Below are 20,408 nucleotides of genomic sequence, written 5' to 3'. Positions count from 1 at the left end.
TTAATTTTCTGTATTACAATATAATAACTAAAAAATCCTCTTCGTATATGAAGAGGATTTTTAGAGTAGATTATTTATTAATCTTATTTTCTTTTGATAACCTTTTCAGCAGCATTTTTAATGGCGTTGGCGTTTAAACCGTATTTTTCCATTAATTGTGCCGGAGTTCCGCTTTCACCAAATGTGTCTTTAGTCGCAATAAATTCTTGCGGTACAGGTTTATTTTCAGCTAAAACTCGAGCAACACTTTCACCTAAACCTCCTAAAAAGTTATGCTCTTCAGCAGTTACCAAACATCCTGTTTTTGCTACTGAAGCTAAAATAGCTTCATCATCTAAAGGTTTAATGGTGTGAATGTTAATTACTTCAGCAGAAATCCCTTTTGCCTCTAATTCTTCAGCAGCTAAAAGAGCTTCCCATACTAAATGTCCGGTTGCAACGATAGTTACATCATTACCTTCTGTAAGCTGAACGGCTTTTCCGATTTCAAATTTTTGATCTTCAGGAGTGAAGTTAGCTACTTTTGGTCTTCCAAAACGTAAATAAACCGGTCCGTCGTGTTCTGCAATCGCAATGGTTGCGGCTTTGGTTTGGTTGAAGTCGCAAGTATTAATTACCGTCATACCCGGTAACATCTTCATTAAACCAATGTCTTCTAAAATTTGGTGAGTTGCCCCATCTTCTCCTAAGGTTAAACCTGCGTGAGATGCACAAATCTTTACATTTTTACCAGAATAAGCAACACTTTGTCTTATTTGGTCGTAAACACGCCCGGTAGAAAAGTTAGCAAAGGTTCCTGTAAACGGAATTTTACCTCCAATGGTCATTCCGGCAGCCATCCCGATCATATTTGCTTCTGCGATACCAACTTGAAAAAATCGCTCTGGATGATTTGCTTTAAACTCATCCATCTTTAAAGATCCGGTAAGGTCGGCGCAAAGAGCAACTACATTTTCATTCGTCTTGCCCAGCTCTGCTAAACCTGCTCCAAAACCTGATCTTGTATCTTTTTTTCCTGTATCTGTATAATTTTTCATCTTATTTTGATTCTGAATTAATAATGGTTGAAATTGATTTCTAGTAATCTCCTAAAGTTTCAGGATTTTGTTTTAATCCTGTTGCTAATTGCTCATCGTTAGGAGCTTTACCGTGCCAAGCGTGGGTATGCATCATAAAATCTACGCCGTTACCCATTACGGTTTTTAGCAATATACAAACTGGTTTACCTTTACCGGTCAATGCTTTCGCTTCTTCTAAACCTTTAATAATTTCAACTATATTATTTCCTTTTTCAATTTCTAAAACTTCCCAACCAAAAGCTAAGAACTTGTCTTTTACATTACCCATTGGTAAAACGTCGTCGGTAGAACCATCGATTTGCTGACCATTTAAATCTACGGTCGCAATTAAATTATCTACTTTGTGACCGGCAGCATACATAATTGCTTCCCAGTTTTGACCTTCTTGTAATTCACCATCACCGTGTAACGAGTAAACGATATGTGAATCTTTATTGAGTTTTTTAGCTTCAGCAGCGCCAATAGCAACCGACATTCCTTGACCTAAAGATCCCGATGCAATTCTAACACCCGGTAAACCTTCGTGAGTTGTTGGGTGACCTTGTAAACGAGAATCGATGTGTCTAAAAGTAGCTAATTCTTCCACCGGAAAAAATCCGCTACGAGCAAGAACACTATAAAAAACCGGAGAAATGTGACCGTTAGATAAGAAGAATAAATCTTCATTTAAACCATCCATCGTGAAGTCTGTGCTGTACTCCATAACTTCTTGGTAAAGGGCTACAAAAAATTCTGCGCAACCTAAAGAACCTCCCGGGTGACCCGAGTTTACTTTATGTACTTGTCTAAGAATATCTCTTCTTACTTGCGTAACAAAATCTTCTAACTGTTGTGTGTTGTGTGGCATCGTTATAAAAGTGTTGTTTCAATTTCTGCAAAAGTAAGTCTATTTAAAAGCCTATAAAAGAAAATACGATTCAATTATTAACTTTTTATTGTGAATAATTCAAAATTGAATTTTGTAGCTGAAGAAAATTTAATTCAGCATTAAAAATATTCGGCATTTATTTTAGATAGTTATCTTTGCCGCATATTTGATATTATGAAATTTGATCTTTTAACTACCGATATTAATAGTAAAGCTCGTGCAGGTGAAATTACTACCGATCATGGGAAAATAGAAACTCCTATTTTTATGCCGGTAGGAACCATTGCTACCGTAAAAGGAGTACACCAAAGAGAATTGAAAGAAGAAATAGATCCTGATATTATCTTAGGGAACACCTACCATTTATATCTACGTCCACAAACCGATATTTTAAGAAAAGCAGGCGGGATTCATAAATTTATGAATTGGGACCGTAATATTTTAACCGATAGTGGTGGTTACCAAGTATATTCGCTTTCTGCCAACCGAAAGATTAAAGAAGAAGGGGTAAAGTTTAAATCGCATATCGACGGTTCGTATCACTTTTTTACACCAGAGAATGTGATGGAAATTCAGCGTACGATTGGAGCCGATATTATTATGGCTTTTGATGAATGTACACCTTATCCGTGTGATTACAGGTATGCTAAAAGATCGATGCATATGACGCACCGATGGTTAGATAGATGTATCAGACATTTTGAAAAAACTCCGCCACTTTACGGGTATGAGCAAACGCTTTTCCCGATCGTGCAGGGAAGTACCTATAAAGATCTAAGAAAACAATCGGCAGAATATATTGCAAATGCAGGAGCTGCCGGTAATGCCATTGGAGGTTTATCTGTAGGTGAACCTGCGGAAGAAATGTATGCGATGACAGAAGTGGTTACAGAAATTCTTCCGGAAGAAAAACCACGTTATTTAATGGGCGTAGGAACACCTATTAATATTTTAGAAAATATTGCGCTTGGTGTCGATATGTTCGATTGCGTAATGCCTACCAGAAACGGTCGTAACGGAATGCTTTTTACCGCACACGGAACGATAAACATTAAAAACAAAAAGTGGGAAGACGATTTTTCTCCGCTTGATGAAATGGACATTACTTGGGTAGATACCGAATATTCTAAAGCCTATGTACGACATTTATTTACCGTAAATGAAATGCTTGGCAGGCAAATTGCTACAATACATAACTTAGGATTTTATCTTTGGTTGGTTCGTGAAGCCAGAAAACATATTTTAGCAGGAGATTTTAGAGCTTGGAAAGATAAAATGGTAAAACAAATGGATAAACGATTGTAAGTTGAAAATTTTAGATTGGTACATACTTAAGCGCTATTTAGGAACATTTATCATGCTTTTGCTGTTATTTATTCCTATTGGGATTACCGTAAATCTTGCTGAAAAGATCGATAAGATTCTAGAAAATGAAGTTCCGTTTATAGAAGTCGTTTATTATTATATCGATTTTACGATCTACTTTGCCAATCTGTTATTTCCTTTGTTTTTATTCCTATCGGTGATTTGGTTCACTTCAAAACTAGCCAATAATACAGAGGTCATTGCATTTTTAAGTTCTGGAGTTTCTTTTTATCGATTTTTGAGGCCTTATTTTATTGGCGCAACCATCGTATGTTTTGGAGCTTTAATTTTAAGTATGTATTTAGCGCCGCAAGCCAGCGCCGGATTTAACGATTTTAAATACAAATATTTGAAGCGCGGTTCTGAGGCTCAAGAAACCAAAGACGTTTATCGTCAAATAAATGATAATGAATTTATTTATGCGACTAACTTTCAGCCGAAACAAAAATCTGCTCGAAATTTTACTTTAGAACATTTTGAAGGGAACGAGTTGAAATTTAAAATAAGTGCCGATCGTTTAAATTTTAACGAAGATTCTACCACGTATACATTAACTCGCTACGAGAAACGTATCATCGGAGAAAAAAACGATGAGCTGATTAGTGAGACGAAGTTTGATACCATTTTACCATTCGAGATCGATGCACTAACACCGGTTTCTTACATTGCTGAAACTTTAAATTACCAAGAATTGAACGAATTTATCAAGCAGGAAAAACGTAGAGGTTCAGGAAATATTAATATTTATCAGGTAGTCGCTTACAAACGATGGAGTATTCCTGTTTCTGCATATATTTTAACAATTATTGCTGTTTCTGTTTCGGCGATGAAACGTAGAGGCGGTATGGGAGTGAACCTTGCGGTAGGTATCGCTATTGCCTTTACATATGTATTTATGGATAAAGTTTTTGGGACCATTGCAGAGAAATCTACATTTTCTCCATTAATAGCTGTATGGTTTCCAAATATCGTCTTTGGCATCTTAGCATTTTTCTTACTTAGAAAAGCAAAAAGGTAAATTCTTGATAATTTACTTATTTATATTGTAGATTTTCAATTTGCAATCTTATAAGTTTTATATCTTTGTAAGCTAAAATTATAAAAAGCCTCATTCATATTATGGAATATTTAGATTTTGAGTTGCCCATTAAAGAGCTTCAAGAGCAATATGAAAAAGCTTGTGCAATAGGAAAGGATAGTGAAGTAGATGTTAGCACAACTTGCAAGCAAATTGAAAAAAAGCTAAAAGATACTAAAAAAGATATCTATAAAAACCTTACTGCTTGGCAACGAGTTCAGTTGTCAAGACACCCTAATAGACCTTATACGTTAGATTACATCAACGCACTTTGCGATGGTAATTTCTTAGAATTACACGGTGATCGTAATGTAAAAGATGATAAAGCGATGGTTGGTGGTTTAGGTAAAATTGGTGATCAAAGTTTTATGATTATTGGTCAGCAAAAAGGGTATAATACCAAAACGCGCCAATACAGAAATTTCGGGATGGCAAACCCTGAAGGTTATCGTAAAGCACTTCGTTTAATGAAGTCTGCAGAAAAATTTGGTTTACCAGTACTTACCTTTATCGATACTCCGGGAGCTTATCCTGGTTTAGAGGCTGAAGAACGTGGACAAGGAGAAGCAATTGCGAGAAATATTTTAGAAATGACTCGTTTAAAAACGTCGATCTTTGTAGTAGTAATTGGTGAAGGAGCCAGTGGTGGTGCTTTAGGGATTGGAGTAGGAGATAAAGTAATGATGCTAGAAAATTCTTGGTATTCTGTAATCTCACCAGAAAACTGTTCTTCTATCTTATGGAGAAGCTGGGATCATAAAGAACAAGCGGCAGAGGCTTTAAAATTAACTGCTAAAGACGCAAAGAAATTAGAAGTAATCGACTCGATTATAAAAGAACCAGTTGGTGGTGCACATAGCGATCGTGAGCAAATGTTCAGTACGCTAAAAAAAGTAGTTTTAGAATCTTTTGAAGAATTAAAAAACTTATCACCAGAAGAATTGATTAAAACCAGAATGGAAAAATATTCTAATATGGGAGTCTTTAAAGGCTAATCACTTCTATTTAAAACTTCTTGAAAAAATCCGGATGTTAAATCTGGATTTTTTTATACTTATTAACAGCAAATTTAAGTTATTAACACACAGATTGTTCATAAACAGTGAATTATCTGGGCGGGCATAATCTGCTCTTGTCTTAACATTTTTTTTACATTCGTAATATGGAGAAAGTACAGGTGCAAAAACAAAATTATTATAATCAGGGAAATGTAATTAACCTTGAAAAAGGTAAAATACCTCCGCAAGCGGTTGATTTAGAAGAGGTTGTGCTTGGAGCGATGATGATCGATAAAAAAGGGGTAGATGAGGTTGTGGATATTTTACACCCCGATGCTTTTTATAAAGAAGCGCACCAGCACATTTTCGATGCGATCTTTAAACTCTTTAAAGATGGTTCGCCAATCGACTTATTAACGGTTTCTAACCAATTGAAGAAAGACGGAAAGTTAGAAGCTTGTGGCGGTGATTATTACATCATTCAGTTAACTCAAAAAGTATCTTCTTCTGCGCATATCGAATTTCACGCGAGAATTATTCTTCAGAAATACATTCAGCGTAGTTTAATTAAAATTTCAAATGAAATTATTGAAGACTCTTACGATGAGTCGACCGATGTTTTCGATTTATTAGATAAAGCAGAATCTAAATTATACGAAGTTACCCAAGGAAATATCAAGCGATCTTCAGAAACTGCTCAAAGTTTGGTAACTCAAGCCTTAGCTAAAATTGAAGAAATCTCTAATAAAGAAGGTTTAAGTGGTATTCCTTCAGGGTTTGAGCGTTTAGACAAACTTACTTCGGGTTGGCAGCCTAGTGATTTAATTATTGTGGCAGCAAGACCGGGTATGGGTAAAACCGCATTAACACTTTCGATGGCGAGAAATATAGCGGTAGATCAAAATGTACCGGTAGCCTTTTTCTCGTTAGAGATGTCGTCGGTACAGTTAATTACGCGTTTAATTTCTTCTGAAACTGGTTTATCTTCAGAAAAATTAAGAACCGGTAAACTGGAAACACACGAGTGGGAACAGCTCAACGTAAAAGTAAAAGATCTAGAAAAAGCACCACTTTTTATCGATGATACGCCATCGCTTTCTATTTTCGATCTTAGAGCGAAAGCAAGACGTTTGGCCTCGCAACACGGTATTCGATTAATTGTAATTGATTATTTGCAGTTAATGACAGCAGCAACAGGTGCTAAAGGTGGTAACCGTGAACAAGAAATTTCTACGATCTCGAGAAACTTAAAAGCTTTAGCGAAAGAATTGAGCGTTCCGGTAATCGCACTTTCACAGCTTTCTCGTGCGGTAGAAACGCGTGGTGGGAGTAAACGACCTTTACTTTCCGATCTTCGTGAATCTGGAGCGATCGAGCAGGATGCCGATATTGTATCGTTTATTTACCGACCGGAGTATTATAAAATTGAAGAATGGGATGATGAAGAACGTTCACCAACCGATGGTCAAGCTGAGTTTATTGTAGCAAAACACAGGAATGGTGGTTTAGAAAATATTAGATTGAAATTCGAAGGTCACTTAGGTAAATTCAGTAACCTTGAAACTTTTGATTCTCCGTTTGAATTTCATTCAAAAATGAATGACGGTGAAGAAGAAAATCCGTTTAGTACGCCGCCAAATTTCCCTTCAGCAGATGAAGCATTTGGTAGTCCAAGTGGTCCGCCACCAGACGATGATAATGAAGTGCCTTTCTAATTCTTAAAGATTTAGAATTGATTGGAATAAAATTTGTTTATTTTTAGGTTGAATTGATTTTGGTATATAAACTGAAACAATTCAACCTTTTTAATTGAAATTCATTTATGAAAAAATACCTCCTTATACTTTTTCTGTTTTTTATTCCATTCCAACAGTATGCTTCTTATGTTTTAATTCCGATGGATGCCGAATCGCAAACTGATCATTTAAAAGCCTACGGAATTACCTATTGGGTACTCAATAAGCAGCAAAAAGTAAAATGGTTACTTAATTATCGTGGCGGTTCTTTTTTAATGCCCGATACAGAAGAATTAAAGAAAGAATGTAAAATTCGAGGAGTTTCTTTTGAAGTATTGAGTGACGCTAAAACGCAAACTATTTTAGATGAAATTTCGAGTCCGTCACAAAATCAAGATGCGGTAATTTTAGAAAAAGCACCTAGAATTGCAGTTTATACCCCAAAAGGAAATGCGCCTTGGGACGATGCGGTCACGATGGTGTTAACTTATGCTGAAATTCCTTACGATAAAATTTACGATACCGAAGTTTTAGATAATAAACTTTTACTATACGATTGGTTGCATTTACATCACGAAGATTTTACTGGCCAATACGGTAAATTCTACAGAGCTTATCGAGCAGCACCTTGGTATATTGAAGAAAAAAGAGCCGCAGAAGAACTCGCTGCAGAATTAGGTTACGATAAAGTTTCTGAAGAAAAATTAGCCGTCGCTCAAAAAATTAGAGATTACGTGATCGGTGGTGGTTTTATGTTTGCAATGTGTAGCGCGACCGATAGTTTTGATATTGCGCTTTCTGCTGGTGGTGTAGATATTTGTGAGCCAATGTTTGATGGCGATGCGAGTGAAGCGGCTTACCAAAGTAAAATAGATTACAGCAAAACTTTTGCGTTTACAGATTATACTTTAGAGCGAAGCCCGATGGTTTACGAGTTTTCATCGATCGATATGACTACGCAGCGAAGAATACCCAAAGAAACCGATTATTTTTCATTGATGAATTATTCAGCAAAATGGGATCCTATTCCAACGATGCTTTGCCAAAATCATACTTCTTTGGTGAAAGGTTTTATGGGGCAAACTACTTCGTTTAAAAGATCTGAAATTAAGCCTACCGTTTTGGTAATGGGAGAAAATAAAATCAACGGAGAAGCCCGTTACATTCACGGTATAAAAGGCAAAGGTTTTTTTACATTCTACGGTGGCCACGATCCCGAAGATTATCAGCATAAAGTAGGCGATCCAAAAACCGAACTTTCTTTGCATCCAAATTCACCCGGTTACCGACTTATTTTGAATAATGTTCTATTCCCGGCGGCGAGAAAGAAAAAGCAAAAAACCTAATTTATCGAGGTGGTTTATAAAAATCTTCAGACGGGATCACGATAATTTCTACCCGTCTGTTTTTTTGTCTACCTATGGCAGTTTTATTGGTCGCAATTGGTTGAGTTTCACCTTGTGATTTTACTTTAAACTCATAATTTTCAGCTTTCTCTTTTAAATGCTGAAGTAAATATTCTTCAACACTTTTAGCACGATTTAAACCTAATTCTTGATTGTATTCGTGAGAAGCTTGCGCATCGGTATGACCTTCAATAATCACTTCGGCTTCAGGAATTTTATGGAGCCCGATTAAGAAATTATCGAGGGTAGAAAGCGCTTTACTTTTAAGTTGAAATTTATCTAGATCAAACAATAAATTAGCATCGATATTTACTTTTAAAACGCCGCCAATCGTTCCGATAGCATCAATATCTGCACCGGCGGTCGGGCCATCGCAAAACGAACCTAAATCTTTCAATTTAATATAATAGTAAATGTCTTTGGTTTTACCTTTTTCTACGGAAGCAATATCGACATAACTCGAACCCCCGGAAGTATCTTGCACGTAAATCCAGTTTTTACCATCCTTTGAAATATAGACTTCAAAAGCTTCAACAGAAGGACCTACTTCAAAAAAATATAGATCGGGACCATCGATATCGATAAAACCATTGTTTTTAAACTCCACCACTAATTCGCCTCCGCAACCTAAAGATAGATAGGTTTTGTCGGGATATTTCACGTAATCGGGAGCTCCTAAAGCGTGATCGGTATTAGTGTAAGCTTTTTCAGCTTTTGGATCTCCTTCTTTAAAATAAGTCACTTTATCGACAAAAGAAATATCACCTAACGGAAGAAAAACTTCATCAGATTTGCCAATGCGATAAAACTTTTGAAAGTCGATATGCGTGAAATCTACTTGTTGCGCAGCAATACATTGAATGATGAAAAAAGAAATAAAAAAGGCAAGAAGTTTCATTGACGTTGAATAAATTTTAAATTTAAGCAAATTCAAGAAAAATAAAGATGAAAGTGATTCAAAAAGAAATTCGGCTTCAACCTAAATCAAGAGGTTTTCATCTCATTACTTCAGAAATTGAAGCAGAATTACCTGAGTTAAAAGAAATTTCCGCAGGAATTTTAAAAGTGTTTATTAAGCATACATCTGCCGGCTTAACCATAAATGAAAATGCCGACCCAACTGTTCGTGACGATTTTGAAAGCCATATCGATAAAATGGTTCCCGAAAATATGCCTTATTACAAACATACCTATGAAGGTGCAGACGATATGCCTGCACATATTAAATCTTCATTAATGGGAAGCAGTATAGAAATACCGGTAACCAACGGCCATTTAAATTTAGGGACGTGGCAAGGGATTTATTTGGGTGAATTTAGAAATCACGGCGGTGCTAGAAAACTTGTCTTAACACTTATGGGAGAATAACTTTTTCTAAAATACTTTCTACGCCTAATTCATCATTACTTTTGGTACTGTAATTTGCCGTCTTTTTTACATTAGGATGGGAATTAGCCATGGCGAAACTAAAATCTGCCAGTTGAAGCATTTCTAAATCATTATTATAATCGCCAAACACCATCGTTTGAGATTTATCGACCCCAAGTTGATCTTGAAGTTTTTGTAGCGCATTACCTTTATGTGTTTCTAAACCCGATAGGTCTACCCAATGCTCACCAGAGACTTTCACTTTAAATTTATGTTCAAAATTTTGTGCAGAAGGGTAGATGTGCTTTTCAGCATCGGTTGGGTGGTAAACCGCAATTTTAAAAAAGTCATCATCTTCAACATGTAAAAGGTCATCAACTTGGGTGTATTCTACATAAAACTCTTTAAAGAATTCGATAAAATCTTGGTCTTTACTTTCGATGTAAGCTCTTTTCTTTCCGCAGATCACCATTTCTGCCTGATCGATCTCACGAATGGTTTTGATGATTTCTTGTACTTCGTTTAGGGGAAGTGTGTACGTATTTAAAACCTTTTCAGCTTTTAGCGTGATCCCGCCGTTTTCAGCAATTACATAGATTTCATCTTTAATAGGAGATAGTTTTTCTTTGATACTGAATAATTGCCTACCGCTAGCTGCAACAAAATGAATATTTCTCTTTTTTAACTCTTCATAAATTTCAAAAAATCGAGGACTTACTTCATTTTTAGAATTGAGTAAAGTGCCGTCCATATCGGTAACAACGAGTTTAACTTGAGAAAAATTCATAGGTTGAGGTTTTAGTGGTTAAATTAAAAATCCGGTTCAAAATTTTTGAACCGGATTTTTGATATAAGTGAGATAATTGGTTTGTTGTATTTATTTTACTTTCTCTACGATGGCTTTAAAAGCTTCCGGGTGATTCATTGCTAAATCCGCAAGAACTTTACGGTTTAACTCAATCTCGTTAGCTTTTACTTTACCCATAAACTGAGAGTAAGACATTCCGTTTAAACGAGCTGCTGCGTTAATACGAGCAATCCATAATGAACGGAAATTTCTTTTTTTAGCTTTACGGTCTCTATAGCTATACAACATTGCTTTTTCAACCGCATTTTTGGCTACAGTCCAAACGTTTTTACGACGTCCGAAGTAACCTTTGGCTTGCTTCATTACTTTTTTTCTTCTAGCTCTTGAAGCAACAGAATTTACTGATCTTGGCATAATTTATTATTTTTTGTAGCAGGCGTCCATCGTTACAATGGCACTTTAATTGAGCCCGACTCCAGGGTTTAAAATTTAATTGAACCGGTTAAACCGTGATTACTTTAAACGTAATTGTAGTTTAACATTATTTTCATCAGCCTCATGTACTAATGTACTATGGGTTAATGCAAGCTTACGCTTTTTAGACTTCTTGGTTAAGATGTGACTTTTAAACGCGTGCTTTCTTTTAATTTTACCAGTACCAGTTAACTTGAAACGTTTTTTGGCACTAGATTTAGTTTTCATTTTAGGCATTGTTATCCTTATTTTAATTATCTCGACTTATATTATCTTCAACAGAAATAACTGTTATTTTGTTTTTTTAGGAGCCATAAACATGGTCATACGCTTTCCTTCTAACTTAGGCATTTGCTCTACTTTACCAAACTCTTCTAAATCTTGAGCAAGACGAAGTAATAAAATTTCACCTTTATCTTTAAATACAATAGAACGCCCTTTAAAGAAAACGTAAGCCTTAAGTTTAGCGCCTTCTTCTAAGAATTTTTGTGCGTGATTCTTTTTGAATTCGTAATCGTGATCGTCTGTATTAGGACCAAAACGAATTTCTTTAATCACTACCTTAGTAGCTTTGGCTTTGATGGCTTTTTCTCTCTTCTTTTGCTCGTAAAGAAACTTCTTGTACTCCATTGCCTTTACAACAGGAGGGTTTGCGTTTGGTGAAATTTCTACCAAATCTAACCCAAGTTCTTCAGCGATGGCAAGAGCTTTCTTAATAGGGTAAACATCCATTTCGACGTTATCACCTACTAAACGAACTTCTTTCGCACGAATTTTATCATTAATTCTATGCGGATCTTCCTTAATTTGTCTTAACGGACCTCTCGATTTTTTTCTACGTATTGCTATGACTATATAATTTTAAATTAAACTTCAAATGATTTTAGAGATGAATTTACTTCTGCATTGATCAATTCAGCAAACTGCTCAACTGTCATTGCTCCTAAATCCTCTCCACCGTGTTTACGTACAGAAACCGTGCCGTCTTTCTCTTCTTGTTCACCAACTATTAGCATATACGGCAATTTATTCATTTCTGCCTCACGGATCTTTTTACCCATGGTCTCGCTGCGATTATCAGCAAGGCCGCGAATTTCGTGATTTTCTAACAAATTTAAAACTTTTTTGGTATAATTTTCATATTTCTCACTCAAAGACAGAACGATAGCTTGTTCTGGCATGAGCCATAATGGAAAATTACCACCGGTATGTTCTAATAAAATAGCGACAAAACGCTCCATACTTCCAAATGGTGCTCGGTGAATCATGACCGGGCGGTGAAGATCGTTGTCACTACCTTTGTAAGTTAAATCGAAACGCTCCGGTAAATTATAATCTACCTGAATGGTACCTAACTGCCAGCTTCTTCCTAAGGCATCTTTAACCATAAAGTCTAACTTAGGGCCGTAAAAGGCAGCTTCACCTGTCTCGATGACATAGTTTAAACCTTTTTCTTTGGCAGCATTGATAATTGCATTTTCTGCTTTTACCCAATTTTCTTCTTCACCGATATATTTTTCTTTATTCTCAGGATCTCTTAATGAAACTTGAGCCGTAAAGTTTTCGAAACCTAATGAACCAAAAACGTACAGTACCAAATCGATCACTTTCTTAAATTCTTCATCTAATTGATCTGGCGTACAGAAAATATGCGCATCATCTTGTGTAAAGCCTCTTACACGAGTTAAACCGTGTAACTCACCGCTTTGCTCGTAACGATACACTGTACCAAATTCGGCAAAACGTTTTGGTAAATCACGGTAACTCCACGATTGTGAATTAAAAATTTCACAGTGGTGAGGGCAGTTCATCGGTTTTAATAAAAACTCTTCGTCTTCACTCGGTGTTTTTATAGGCTGAAAGCTGTCTTCACCATATTTTGCGTAGTGACCGGAAGTTACGTACAATTCTTTCTGACCAATGTGTGGAGAAACTACTTGCTCGTAACCGGCTTTTTGTTGTGCTTTTTTCAAGAAGTTTTCTAAACGCTCACGTAAAGCGGCTCCTTTTGGTAACCAAAGTGGTAAACCTTGACCTACTTTTTGAGAGAACGTAAATAATTGTAACTCTTTCCCTAATTTACGGTGATCACGTTTTTTTGCTTCTTCTAAAAGTTCTAAATATTCTTTTAATTCTTTTTGCTTCGGGAACGATACTCCGTAAACACGAGTTAATTGTGGGTTATGCTCATCACCGCGCCAATAGGCTCCGGCAATGTTCATTAATTTTACCGCTTTTATGATTCCGGTGTTTGGAATGTGGCCACCACGACATAGATCGGTAAACGTATCGTGATCGCAAAAAGTAATATCTCCGTCGGTAAGATTTTCAATTAATTCAATCTTAAACGGATTGTTTTCTTTTTTATAGAAATCTAAAGCCTCCTGTTTAGAAACTTCACGCATCTTAAACTCGTGTTTACCACGTGCGATCTCTAACATTTTATCTTCAATTTTCTTGAAGTCGTTTTCAGAAACTTTATGCTCTCCAAAATCTACATCGTAATAAAAACCATTATCGATCGCCGGACCAATAGTTAATTTTGCACCCGGATACAAGTCTTGAATCGCTTGCGCCATCACGTGAGAAGTACTATGCCAAAACGCTTTTTTACCTTCATCATCTCTCCAGGTAAAAAGTACTAAAGAACCATCGGTGGTTAGCTTGGTTTTTGTCTCTACGGTCGTACCGTTATATTTTGCAGAAATTACATTTCTGGCTAAACCTTCGCTAATACTTTTGGCGACATCAAGTACAGTTGTGCCGCTTTCAAATTCTTTAATACTGCCGTCAGGCAAAGTTACGTTGATCATTGATTTTGTTTTAAAGCTGCAAAGATAAAAGTATAATTGTTCTTTACAATAGCTATTTACAGGGTTTAAGATAAATTTATCGCCCGATTTTTATAGCATTTTCCGGCACGTCGAAATTGGCTTGATCTGCCGATAAATAATTGAGTTTAGAAATTTCTGCATCGCCAATCGGTTCGCCGTAAATGCCTTGTTCTTCATTCCAATTATAAAATTTCCAGTATTTGGCAACGGGAACACTTTTTACCGTGAAATAACGATCGTAAACAATGGCATGCGGATTTTCTTCTGCCGTGGCTATATCTTTACCAAAGGTTACAATATATGCCGCTGCTTTGAGCAAATGTGTTCTTTTATCTGCATAAATTACATACCAATCGTCGGGCGCATCACCTACATTATTTTCAAAAGTAAGTTTAGCAGAATGATAAGCTGTGCTATCTAATTTCAAATCTTTTTTTTCTTGCCATTTAGTGCCTTCATCGGTTAGTTTAAAAGGCATCGCAAAAAAGTAAGACCAAGTAAACATATCGAAACAAGCGCCGTCGTAATTATTTTCTTCAGGATATAAAAAAACTTCTTCGCCATTAAAAATTAAGGTCGTGCCATCTTCTTTTTCAATTTTAATTTTGGTTGAATTGGTGAGCATTGTTACTCTTCCTTTTAAACGTTCTTTCCCACCAAAATTAATAGCGATATCGAATGCAACTGCTTCATTATTAAAAAAATCTTGTTGATGATGTGTAGTTGAAATCGTTTCAGCTAAATTGAGTGCAGGATTTACTTCTTTTTCTTCTGTTGAAGTTTTTTCGATTTCTTCGGAAGTATTTTTAGGTTCATTTTTGCAGCTGATGAAAGCTAAAACAAAGAGTAGGAGGTAAAGGTTTTTCATAAATTTTTCGTTTTATTTTAAAAGGTTGAAAAAAATAGCTCCTATAACTGTAGATAAAGCTATTCCGACAATGGTTTTTACTTTTGAGCCTTGAATATGCAGATGAAGCATCAATGCGAGTTGGTGAGGTTTAACTTCTGTAAAAGTTTTAAATTCGTAAATACCTTTATCTATCCAAGCACTTTTATTATTAAGTTTTACCAAAAATTTATTGTTTTCGTCAACTAATTTTGTTCCTCCTTCCCAACTGGAAATTCCTCTAATTTTAAAATTGGAAATATTAGATTTAAAATTCATAAAGGGTTTAGATCTTTCAAAATCATCTATCTTTTTTTCATTTTTTAAAACTTCAACCTTATTTTTGCTAAGTTTGAATTGGTAATTCTCATCGAGAGAGGAAAATCTTATTTCATTATCGTTTACAATTTTTAGCTTACCGATTTCTTCAGAATATTGATTGCTGATAATATATGCATCCTCAGTATAAGTTGCTGTAAAACTTTGCATAAGTATTTAGGTTTTCACAAATATAAAAAAACCGCCTTAGGTATCTAAGGCGGTTTTTATGATTTCAACGATTTAAAACCTTATTTAATCATCTCAAAGCTTCGTTTTACAAAGTTGGTTAACTCTTCACCTTTCAATAGGTTTTGAGAAAGTCGAGCTAAGTCTAACGATTGTTTAATGATGCGTTCTTGTTCAGCTTCTTCTTTGCCTACTAAACTCGAGATCAAATCGTTGTTGGTATTGACTACAAGATTATACATTTCTGGCATATTACCCATACCAAACATACCGCCACCACCGGTTTGTTGCATTTCTTTCATACGACGCATAAACTCAGGTTGGGTAATAATTAGCGGAGCCGCATTACTATCCATCGCTTCTAATTGTACAGTGTACTTTTCTTTAGGAACAACTTTTTCAAAATCGGCTTTTAATTTTTCTTGCTCTTCTTCAGAAAGTTTAGAAGTTTTATCTTCATCTTTCTTTATTAAATTATCTACGTGATCGCTATCTACACGAACAAAAGAGATATTTTCTTTAGAGCTTTCTAATTTCTGAATTAAATGCGGAACGATTGGCGTATCTAATAACAATACTTGATAACCTTTTTCTTTTGCAGCAGAAATATAACTGTGTTGTTCATCTTTGTTAGAAGCATAAAGAATCACCATTTTCCCATCTTTATCGGTTTGGTTGTCTTTAATTTTTTCTTCTAATTCTTCGTAAGTGAAATATTCTCCATCAACGGTTGGGTAAAGCGTAAACTTCTGAGCTTTTTCAAAGAATTTATCTTCGGTAAGCATTCCGTATTCGATCACTACTTTAATATCGTCCCATTTCTTTTCGAAATCTTCACGATTGTTATTGAATAAAGATTTTAATTTATCGGCAACTTTACGCGTAATGTAACTTGAAATTTTCTTTACCGCTCCATCGGCTTGTAAGTAAGAACGAGAAACGTTTAATGGGATATCCGGTGAATCGATAACTCCTTTCAGCATCGTTAAAAATTCAGGAACAATACCTTCTACATTATCGGTTACGAAAACTTGGTTTTGGTATAACTGAATTTTATCTTTTTGCATCGCCATATCGTTGCTCAACTTCGGGAAGTATAAAATACCGGTCAAGTTAAACGGATAATCTACATTTAAATGAATGTGGAATAATGGCTCTTCAAATTGCATTGGGTACAACTCACGATAGAAGTTTTTGTAATCTTCTTCTTCTAGATCGGTAGGTTGCTTCGTCCAAGCCGGCTCTGGATTGTTGATGATATTATCAACCGTAACTTTTTTTGCCTCTTCATCTTCCGGAGCGTCTTCTGCCTTAGGAAGTTCTTTTTCTTTGGTACCAAATTTAATTGGTATCGGCATAAATTTGTTGTACTTCGTAAGTAGTTCAGAAATTCTGTTGTCTTCTAAAAACTCTTTTTCATCATCATTTATGTGAAGAATAATTTCTGTACCTCTTTCTGTTTTGTCTGCTTCTTCTAAAGAAAAATCGGTCGTACCTTCACAAATCCAGTGTGCTGCCGGTTCATCTTTGTAAGATTTGGTAATAATTTCAACCTTATTGGCGACCATAAACGCCGAGTAGAAACCAAGACCAAAATGACCGATAATTCCGCTATCTTTTGCAGAATCTTTATATTTTTCTAGAAATTCTTCCGCACCAGAAAAAGCAACTTCATTAATATATTTTTCAACCTCTTCTTTGGTCATCCCAATTCCTTGGTCAATAATATGAAGGGTTTGTTTGTCTTTATCTGCTTTTACTTCGATCACGGGATTACCGTATTCTACAGAAGCTTCACCAATACTAGTAAGGTGTTTTAATTTTAAAGTCGCATCGGTAGCGTTAGAAATTAACTCTCTTAAGAAAATCTCGTGGTCGCTGTAAAGAAACTTCTTTATCAGCGGGAAAATATTTTCTACCGAAACATTAATCTTTCCTGTTGCCATATCTATTGTAAATTTTATTAATAGTTGTTGGCTTACAGAAAGTCAAAAAAAATACCATTAAACAGAAAATGACAAACTGACAGCGATTAAGAATAGATTGTCATTTGGTGAGAGTTATTAGTGAAGGTTTAATGAACTATAAAGCAAAAAGTTCCTTCCCTTTCGAGGGAAGGTGGCTTATGAAGCGATAGCGTAATAAGTCGGAAGGGTGATTTTTAATCTGAATCAGAATTTATTTAAAAATAAATACTTAAGAGTAACCTTTCCTTTAGTTCTCTTTTAGCCTTGTAGATCTTTATGACTGATGATTAAATACCTACAAGGTTTCCAAAACCTTGCAGGAAAATAATTCGAGAAATTTTAATAGAAGTATTTTGAAATTCAGTTACTTAAATATTGAAATAGGAATGAAAGTTGCTCTATATTCAGTAGAATTATTTAACAAATATTTTGTTTAAGTTTTTAATCAATAAATTAAACAAAGTTGTAAATTTGAAGAAAGAATTGAATTATGGCGACAACGAAGAAAACAACAACAACTAAAAAATCTACCGTAAAATTAACTAAAGAGCGAGTGATCTCTCTCTATATGGATTATGTTTTAGAAAATGAAACGACTCCAAAAACGGTTTATAAATTTTGTAAAGAAAATAAAATGACCGAGGAAGAATTTTATCAGTTCTTCGGAAGTTTTGAAGGTTTACAAGAGGAAATCTGGACTACTTTTTACCAAAAAAGTGTCGATCTAATGCATAAATCTCCGGAAGTTGAGCAGTTTGAAAGCAGAGAAAAGTTACTTACGTTTTACTTTACCTTTTTCGAAATGCTAACTGCCAATAGAAGTTATGTGTTATTTACGTTGAAAGAACATCGCGAGCCACTGAAAAATTTGAGTCAGTTAAAAGGTCTTCGCAAAAAAGTAGTTGGTTTTGCAAAAGGCTTGATTGAAGACGATAATAAAGAGAAAAACGTAAAATTATTTCAACGTAACGAGCGAATTTTTTCTGAAGCAGCTTGGTTGCAAACCTTATTTCTACTGAAATTTTGGATGGATGATAATTCTCCTCAATTTGAAAAAACCGATGTAGCGATAGAAAAGTCTGTCAATACCGTTTTTGATGTGTTCGACAACACACCTTTGGAACGTGTACTCGATTTCGGAAAGTTTTTATTTAAAGAAAAGATGGCGTAATGAAATCGATAGACAAAATACCCACGGGTAAAATTGGGCGAACTTCTGAGCTGGTAAAAACCGGCGTAAAAATAGGAGGGAACTACCTTAAATATTACGGTAAAAAAGCCTTCAATAAAGAACTTACGCGCGACGAGCTCGATAAAGATAATGCTGAAGATATTTACGACGGTCTCAAAAACCTAAAGGGAAGCGCGCTAAAAGTTGCGCAAATGCTCTCGATGGAAAAGAGTTTGCTGCCAAGCGCTTATGTAGAAAAATTTAGCTTGGCGCAATTTAGCGTTCCGCCACTTTCGGCGCCTTTAGTAAGAAAAACTTTTAAAAATTACCAAGATGCGTATCCAGAAGATTTGTACGATACTTTTACGCCAAACTCTGTAAATGCCGCGAGTATCGGTCAAGTACACCAAGCGACAAAAGATGGGAAAAAACTTGCTGTGAAAATTCAATATCCCGGTGTGGCCGATAGCATTAGTTCAGATTTGGCAATGGTAAAACCTGTAGCGATCAAAATGTTCAATTTACAGGGAAAAGATTCTGAAAAATATTTTAAAGAAGTAGAAGGAAAGTTGCTCGAAGAAACCGATTATAAATTGGAAGTCGAGCAAAGTAAATTTATTTCTGAAGCTTGTTCGAAAATTGAGCATTTACGCTTTCCGAAGTATTACGAAGAACTTTCGAGCGAACGCATTATCACCATGGATTGGATGCAAGGTGAGCATTTAAGCGATTTTGTAAAGAAAGATTTTAGTAAAGAAGAAGGCGACCAACTTGGGCAAGCTTTATGGGATTTTTATATGTTTCAAATGCACGAGTTAAAAGCCGTTCACGCCGATCCGCATCCCGGTAATTTCTTGATTGATAAAGATAGAAATTTAATAGCCATCGATTTTGGATGTATTAAAAAAGTACCGGAAGAGTTTTACAAACCTTATTTCGAATTGGCGGTACCGGAAAATATAAACAATCGAAAATTTTTCTTGGCAAAACTTTCTGAATTAGAAATTCTCAGACCCGACGATACCGAAAAAGAAATCGATTATTTTTCGAATCTTTTCTACGAGATGTTAAGCTTATTTACGAGTCCGTTTCACGGGGAGACTTTCGATTTTTCAGATGAAAGTTTTTGGAGTAAAATCACTGAACTAAGTGAAAAGTATAGTAAAGACACCGAGCTTCGAAAAATGAATGGTAACCGCGGAAGTAAACATTTTCTTTACATTAATAGAACCTTTTTCGGATTATATAATTTGCTTCACGATTTAAAAGCAGAAGTGAAGATCAATAATTTTAAGAAATATATCGATTAAATAGCGTTCATAATTTGATTGAGAAAAGCAGGTCTTAGTAATAAAGCTTGCTTTTTTTGTTGAAGTTGAAATAGAAGTTGAAACTGTTCGCGTTTCGTAATTCCGGACTTGCTCCGGAATCACATCACAGATAATGAAAGTCTAGTTTTCTTTTTTCATTTTTTTATAAATGAGTTTAAATAGATAGAAGAGAGAAACGATTATACCTAAATATAAAATAACTAAAAAAGTTTGCCACAATATTAATCCGACTTCAGGTTTAATTAATTCCATAAATAAAATTTTCATTGAAGTTAATGAAAATTTTTCAATTGCTATTTTTCAACTTGTGATGTAAACTTAAAAAACTGAATTTAGAATTATTTTCTCTTCCGTCATTCCGGACTTGATCCGGAATCACATCCTGCGAAGAATGGAGGATAACTTTTCAAAAGTTTTAATTTGAAAACTTTGCATTGAATCTAAAAAATAAAATCTTCCTAACTCCTAACTCCTAACTCCTAACTCCTAACTCCTAACTCCTAACTCCTAACTCCTAACTCCTAACTCCTAA

The 20,408-nt window shown here is 35.3% G+C and carries 19 protein-coding genes; 8 read left to right on the top strand and 11 right to left on the bottom strand.

The features are described 5' to 3' along the window. Positions 1-83: 83 nt before the first annotated feature. A complete protein-coding gene (locus G551_RS0110745) occupies positions 84-1,037 on the bottom strand; it encodes a transketolase family protein (protein WP_027885582.1) in 954 nt (317 codons plus the stop codon). A 40-nt stretch (positions 1,038-1,077) separates the two neighbouring features. Beyond that, complete coding sequence (locus G551_RS0110740; RefSeq protein WP_027885581.1) at positions 1,078-1,926, bottom strand: transketolase; 849 nt, start codon at positions 1,924-1,926, stop codon at positions 1,078-1,080. 195 nt (positions 1,927-2,121) lie between these two features. Here G551_RS0110740 and tgt point away from each other — a divergent pair, with 195 nt between their 5' ends. The 5 genes from tgt (at position 2,122) to G551_RS0110715 (ending at position 8,470) form a co-directional block, all read left to right on the top strand. Beyond that, the gene (tgt, locus tag G551_RS0110735; protein ID WP_027885580.1) at positions 2,122-3,252 is read left to right on the top strand and encodes a tRNA guanosine(34) transglycosylase Tgt; all 1,131 of its coding nucleotides are present in this window, start codon (positions 2,122-2,124) and stop codon (positions 3,250-3,252) included. A 1-nt stretch (position 3,253) separates the two neighbouring features. Further along, complete coding sequence (locus G551_RS0110730) at positions 3,254-4,330, top strand: LptF/LptG family permease (protein WP_027885579.1); 1,077 nt, start codon at positions 3,254-3,256, stop codon at positions 4,328-4,330. 101 nt (positions 4,331-4,431) lie between these two features. Then, positions 4,432-5,385, top strand: a complete 954-nt coding sequence (locus G551_RS0110725; protein ID WP_027885578.1) for an acetyl-CoA carboxylase carboxyltransferase subunit alpha — start codon at positions 4,432-4,434, stop codon at positions 5,383-5,385. A 167-nt stretch (positions 5,386-5,552) separates the two neighbouring features. After that, complete coding sequence (dnaB, locus tag G551_RS0110720) at positions 5,553-7,103, top strand: replicative DNA helicase (protein WP_027885577.1); 1,551 nt, start codon at positions 5,553-5,555, stop codon at positions 7,101-7,103. Positions 7,104-7,210: 107 nt separating this feature from the next. Further along, the gene (locus tag G551_RS0110715) at positions 7,211-8,470 is read left to right on the top strand and encodes a hypothetical protein (protein WP_027885576.1); all 1,260 of its coding nucleotides are present in this window, start codon (positions 7,211-7,213) and stop codon (positions 8,468-8,470) included. A 1-nt stretch (position 8,471) separates the two neighbouring features. Here the strand turns inward: G551_RS0110715 and G551_RS16240 are convergent, their stop codons facing one another. Then, the gene (locus G551_RS16240; protein WP_051191370.1) at positions 8,472-9,428 is read right to left on the bottom strand and encodes an OmpA family protein; all 957 of its coding nucleotides are present in this window, start codon (positions 9,426-9,428) and stop codon (positions 8,472-8,474) included. A 47-nt stretch (positions 9,429-9,475) separates the two neighbouring features. On the opposite strand from G551_RS16240, the gene G551_RS0110705 reads away from it, so the two are divergent. Next, complete coding sequence (locus G551_RS0110705) at positions 9,476-9,898, top strand: secondary thiamine-phosphate synthase enzyme YjbQ (protein WP_027885575.1); 423 nt, start codon at positions 9,476-9,478, stop codon at positions 9,896-9,898. On the opposite strand, the gene G551_RS0110700 is transcribed toward G551_RS0110705, so the two are convergent. The 8 genes from G551_RS0110700 to htpG all read right to left on the bottom strand — a co-directional run bounded on the left by G551_RS0110700 (position 9,885) and on the right by htpG (position 17,353). Beyond that, the gene (locus G551_RS0110700; protein WP_027885574.1) at positions 9,885-10,685 is read right to left on the bottom strand and encodes an HAD family hydrolase; all 801 of its coding nucleotides are present in this window, start codon (positions 10,683-10,685) and stop codon (positions 9,885-9,887) included. The two genes, G551_RS0110705 and G551_RS0110700, sit on opposite strands and share 14 nt — an antisense overlap. 90 nt (positions 10,686-10,775) lie before the next feature. Next, positions 10,776-11,120: a 50S ribosomal protein L20 gene (gene rplT / locus G551_RS0110695; RefSeq protein WP_027885573.1), complete on the bottom strand. Its 345-nt coding sequence runs from the start codon at positions 11,118-11,120 to the stop codon at positions 10,776-10,778. Between the two features lie 99 nt (positions 11,121-11,219). Further along, positions 11,220-11,417, bottom strand: coding sequence for a 50S ribosomal protein L35 (gene rpmI, locus G551_RS0110690; protein WP_027885572.1), 198 nt, complete (start codon positions 11,415-11,417; stop codon positions 11,220-11,222). A 54-nt stretch (positions 11,418-11,471) separates the two neighbouring features. Then, positions 11,472-11,987, bottom strand: coding sequence for a translation initiation factor IF-3 (gene infC / locus G551_RS0110685; protein WP_262492863.1), 516 nt, complete (start codon positions 11,985-11,987; stop codon positions 11,472-11,474). A 59-nt stretch (positions 11,988-12,046) separates the two neighbouring features. Continuing rightward, on the bottom strand, positions 12,047-13,993 hold the full coding sequence (gene thrS, locus G551_RS0110680) for a threonine--tRNA ligase (protein WP_027885570.1): 1,947 nt from the start codon (positions 13,991-13,993) through the stop codon (positions 12,047-12,049). A gap of 76 nt (positions 13,994-14,069) precedes the next feature. Further along, positions 14,070-14,882: a DUF6503 family protein gene (locus G551_RS0110675; RefSeq protein ID WP_027885569.1), complete on the bottom strand. Its 813-nt coding sequence runs from the start codon at positions 14,880-14,882 to the stop codon at positions 14,070-14,072. Between the two features lie 12 nt (positions 14,883-14,894). Continuing rightward, on the bottom strand, positions 14,895-15,389 hold the full coding sequence (locus G551_RS0110670; RefSeq protein WP_027885568.1) for a hypothetical protein: 495 nt from the start codon (positions 15,387-15,389) through the stop codon (positions 14,895-14,897). An 80-nt stretch (positions 15,390-15,469) separates the two neighbouring features. Next, the gene (gene htpG / locus G551_RS0110665; protein WP_027885567.1) at positions 15,470-17,353 is read right to left on the bottom strand and encodes a molecular chaperone HtpG; all 1,884 of its coding nucleotides are present in this window, start codon (positions 17,351-17,353) and stop codon (positions 15,470-15,472) included. 511 nt (positions 17,354-17,864) lie between these two features. On the opposite strand from htpG, the gene G551_RS0110660 reads away from it, so the two are divergent. Then, a complete protein-coding gene (locus tag G551_RS0110660; RefSeq protein WP_027885566.1) occupies positions 17,865-18,545 on the top strand; it encodes a TetR family transcriptional regulator C-terminal domain-containing protein in 681 nt (226 codons plus the stop codon). After that, positions 18,545-19,855, top strand: a complete 1,311-nt coding sequence (locus G551_RS0110655) for an ABC1 kinase family protein (RefSeq protein WP_027885565.1) — start codon at positions 18,545-18,547, stop codon at positions 19,853-19,855. Before G551_RS0110660 ends, G551_RS0110655 begins: the two co-directional genes overlap by 1 nt. Positions 19,856-20,408: the final 553 nt, after the last annotated feature.

It is taken from the genome of Mesonia mobilis DSM 19841 (genome assembly GCF_000423405.1).
GTDB classification, from domain to species: domain Bacteria; phylum Bacteroidota; class Bacteroidia; order Flavobacteriales; family Flavobacteriaceae; genus Mesonia; species Mesonia mobilis.
The sequence above is the reverse complement of the archived record's forward strand: the minus strand, read 5'-3'. Positions and strand labels throughout refer to the sequence as shown.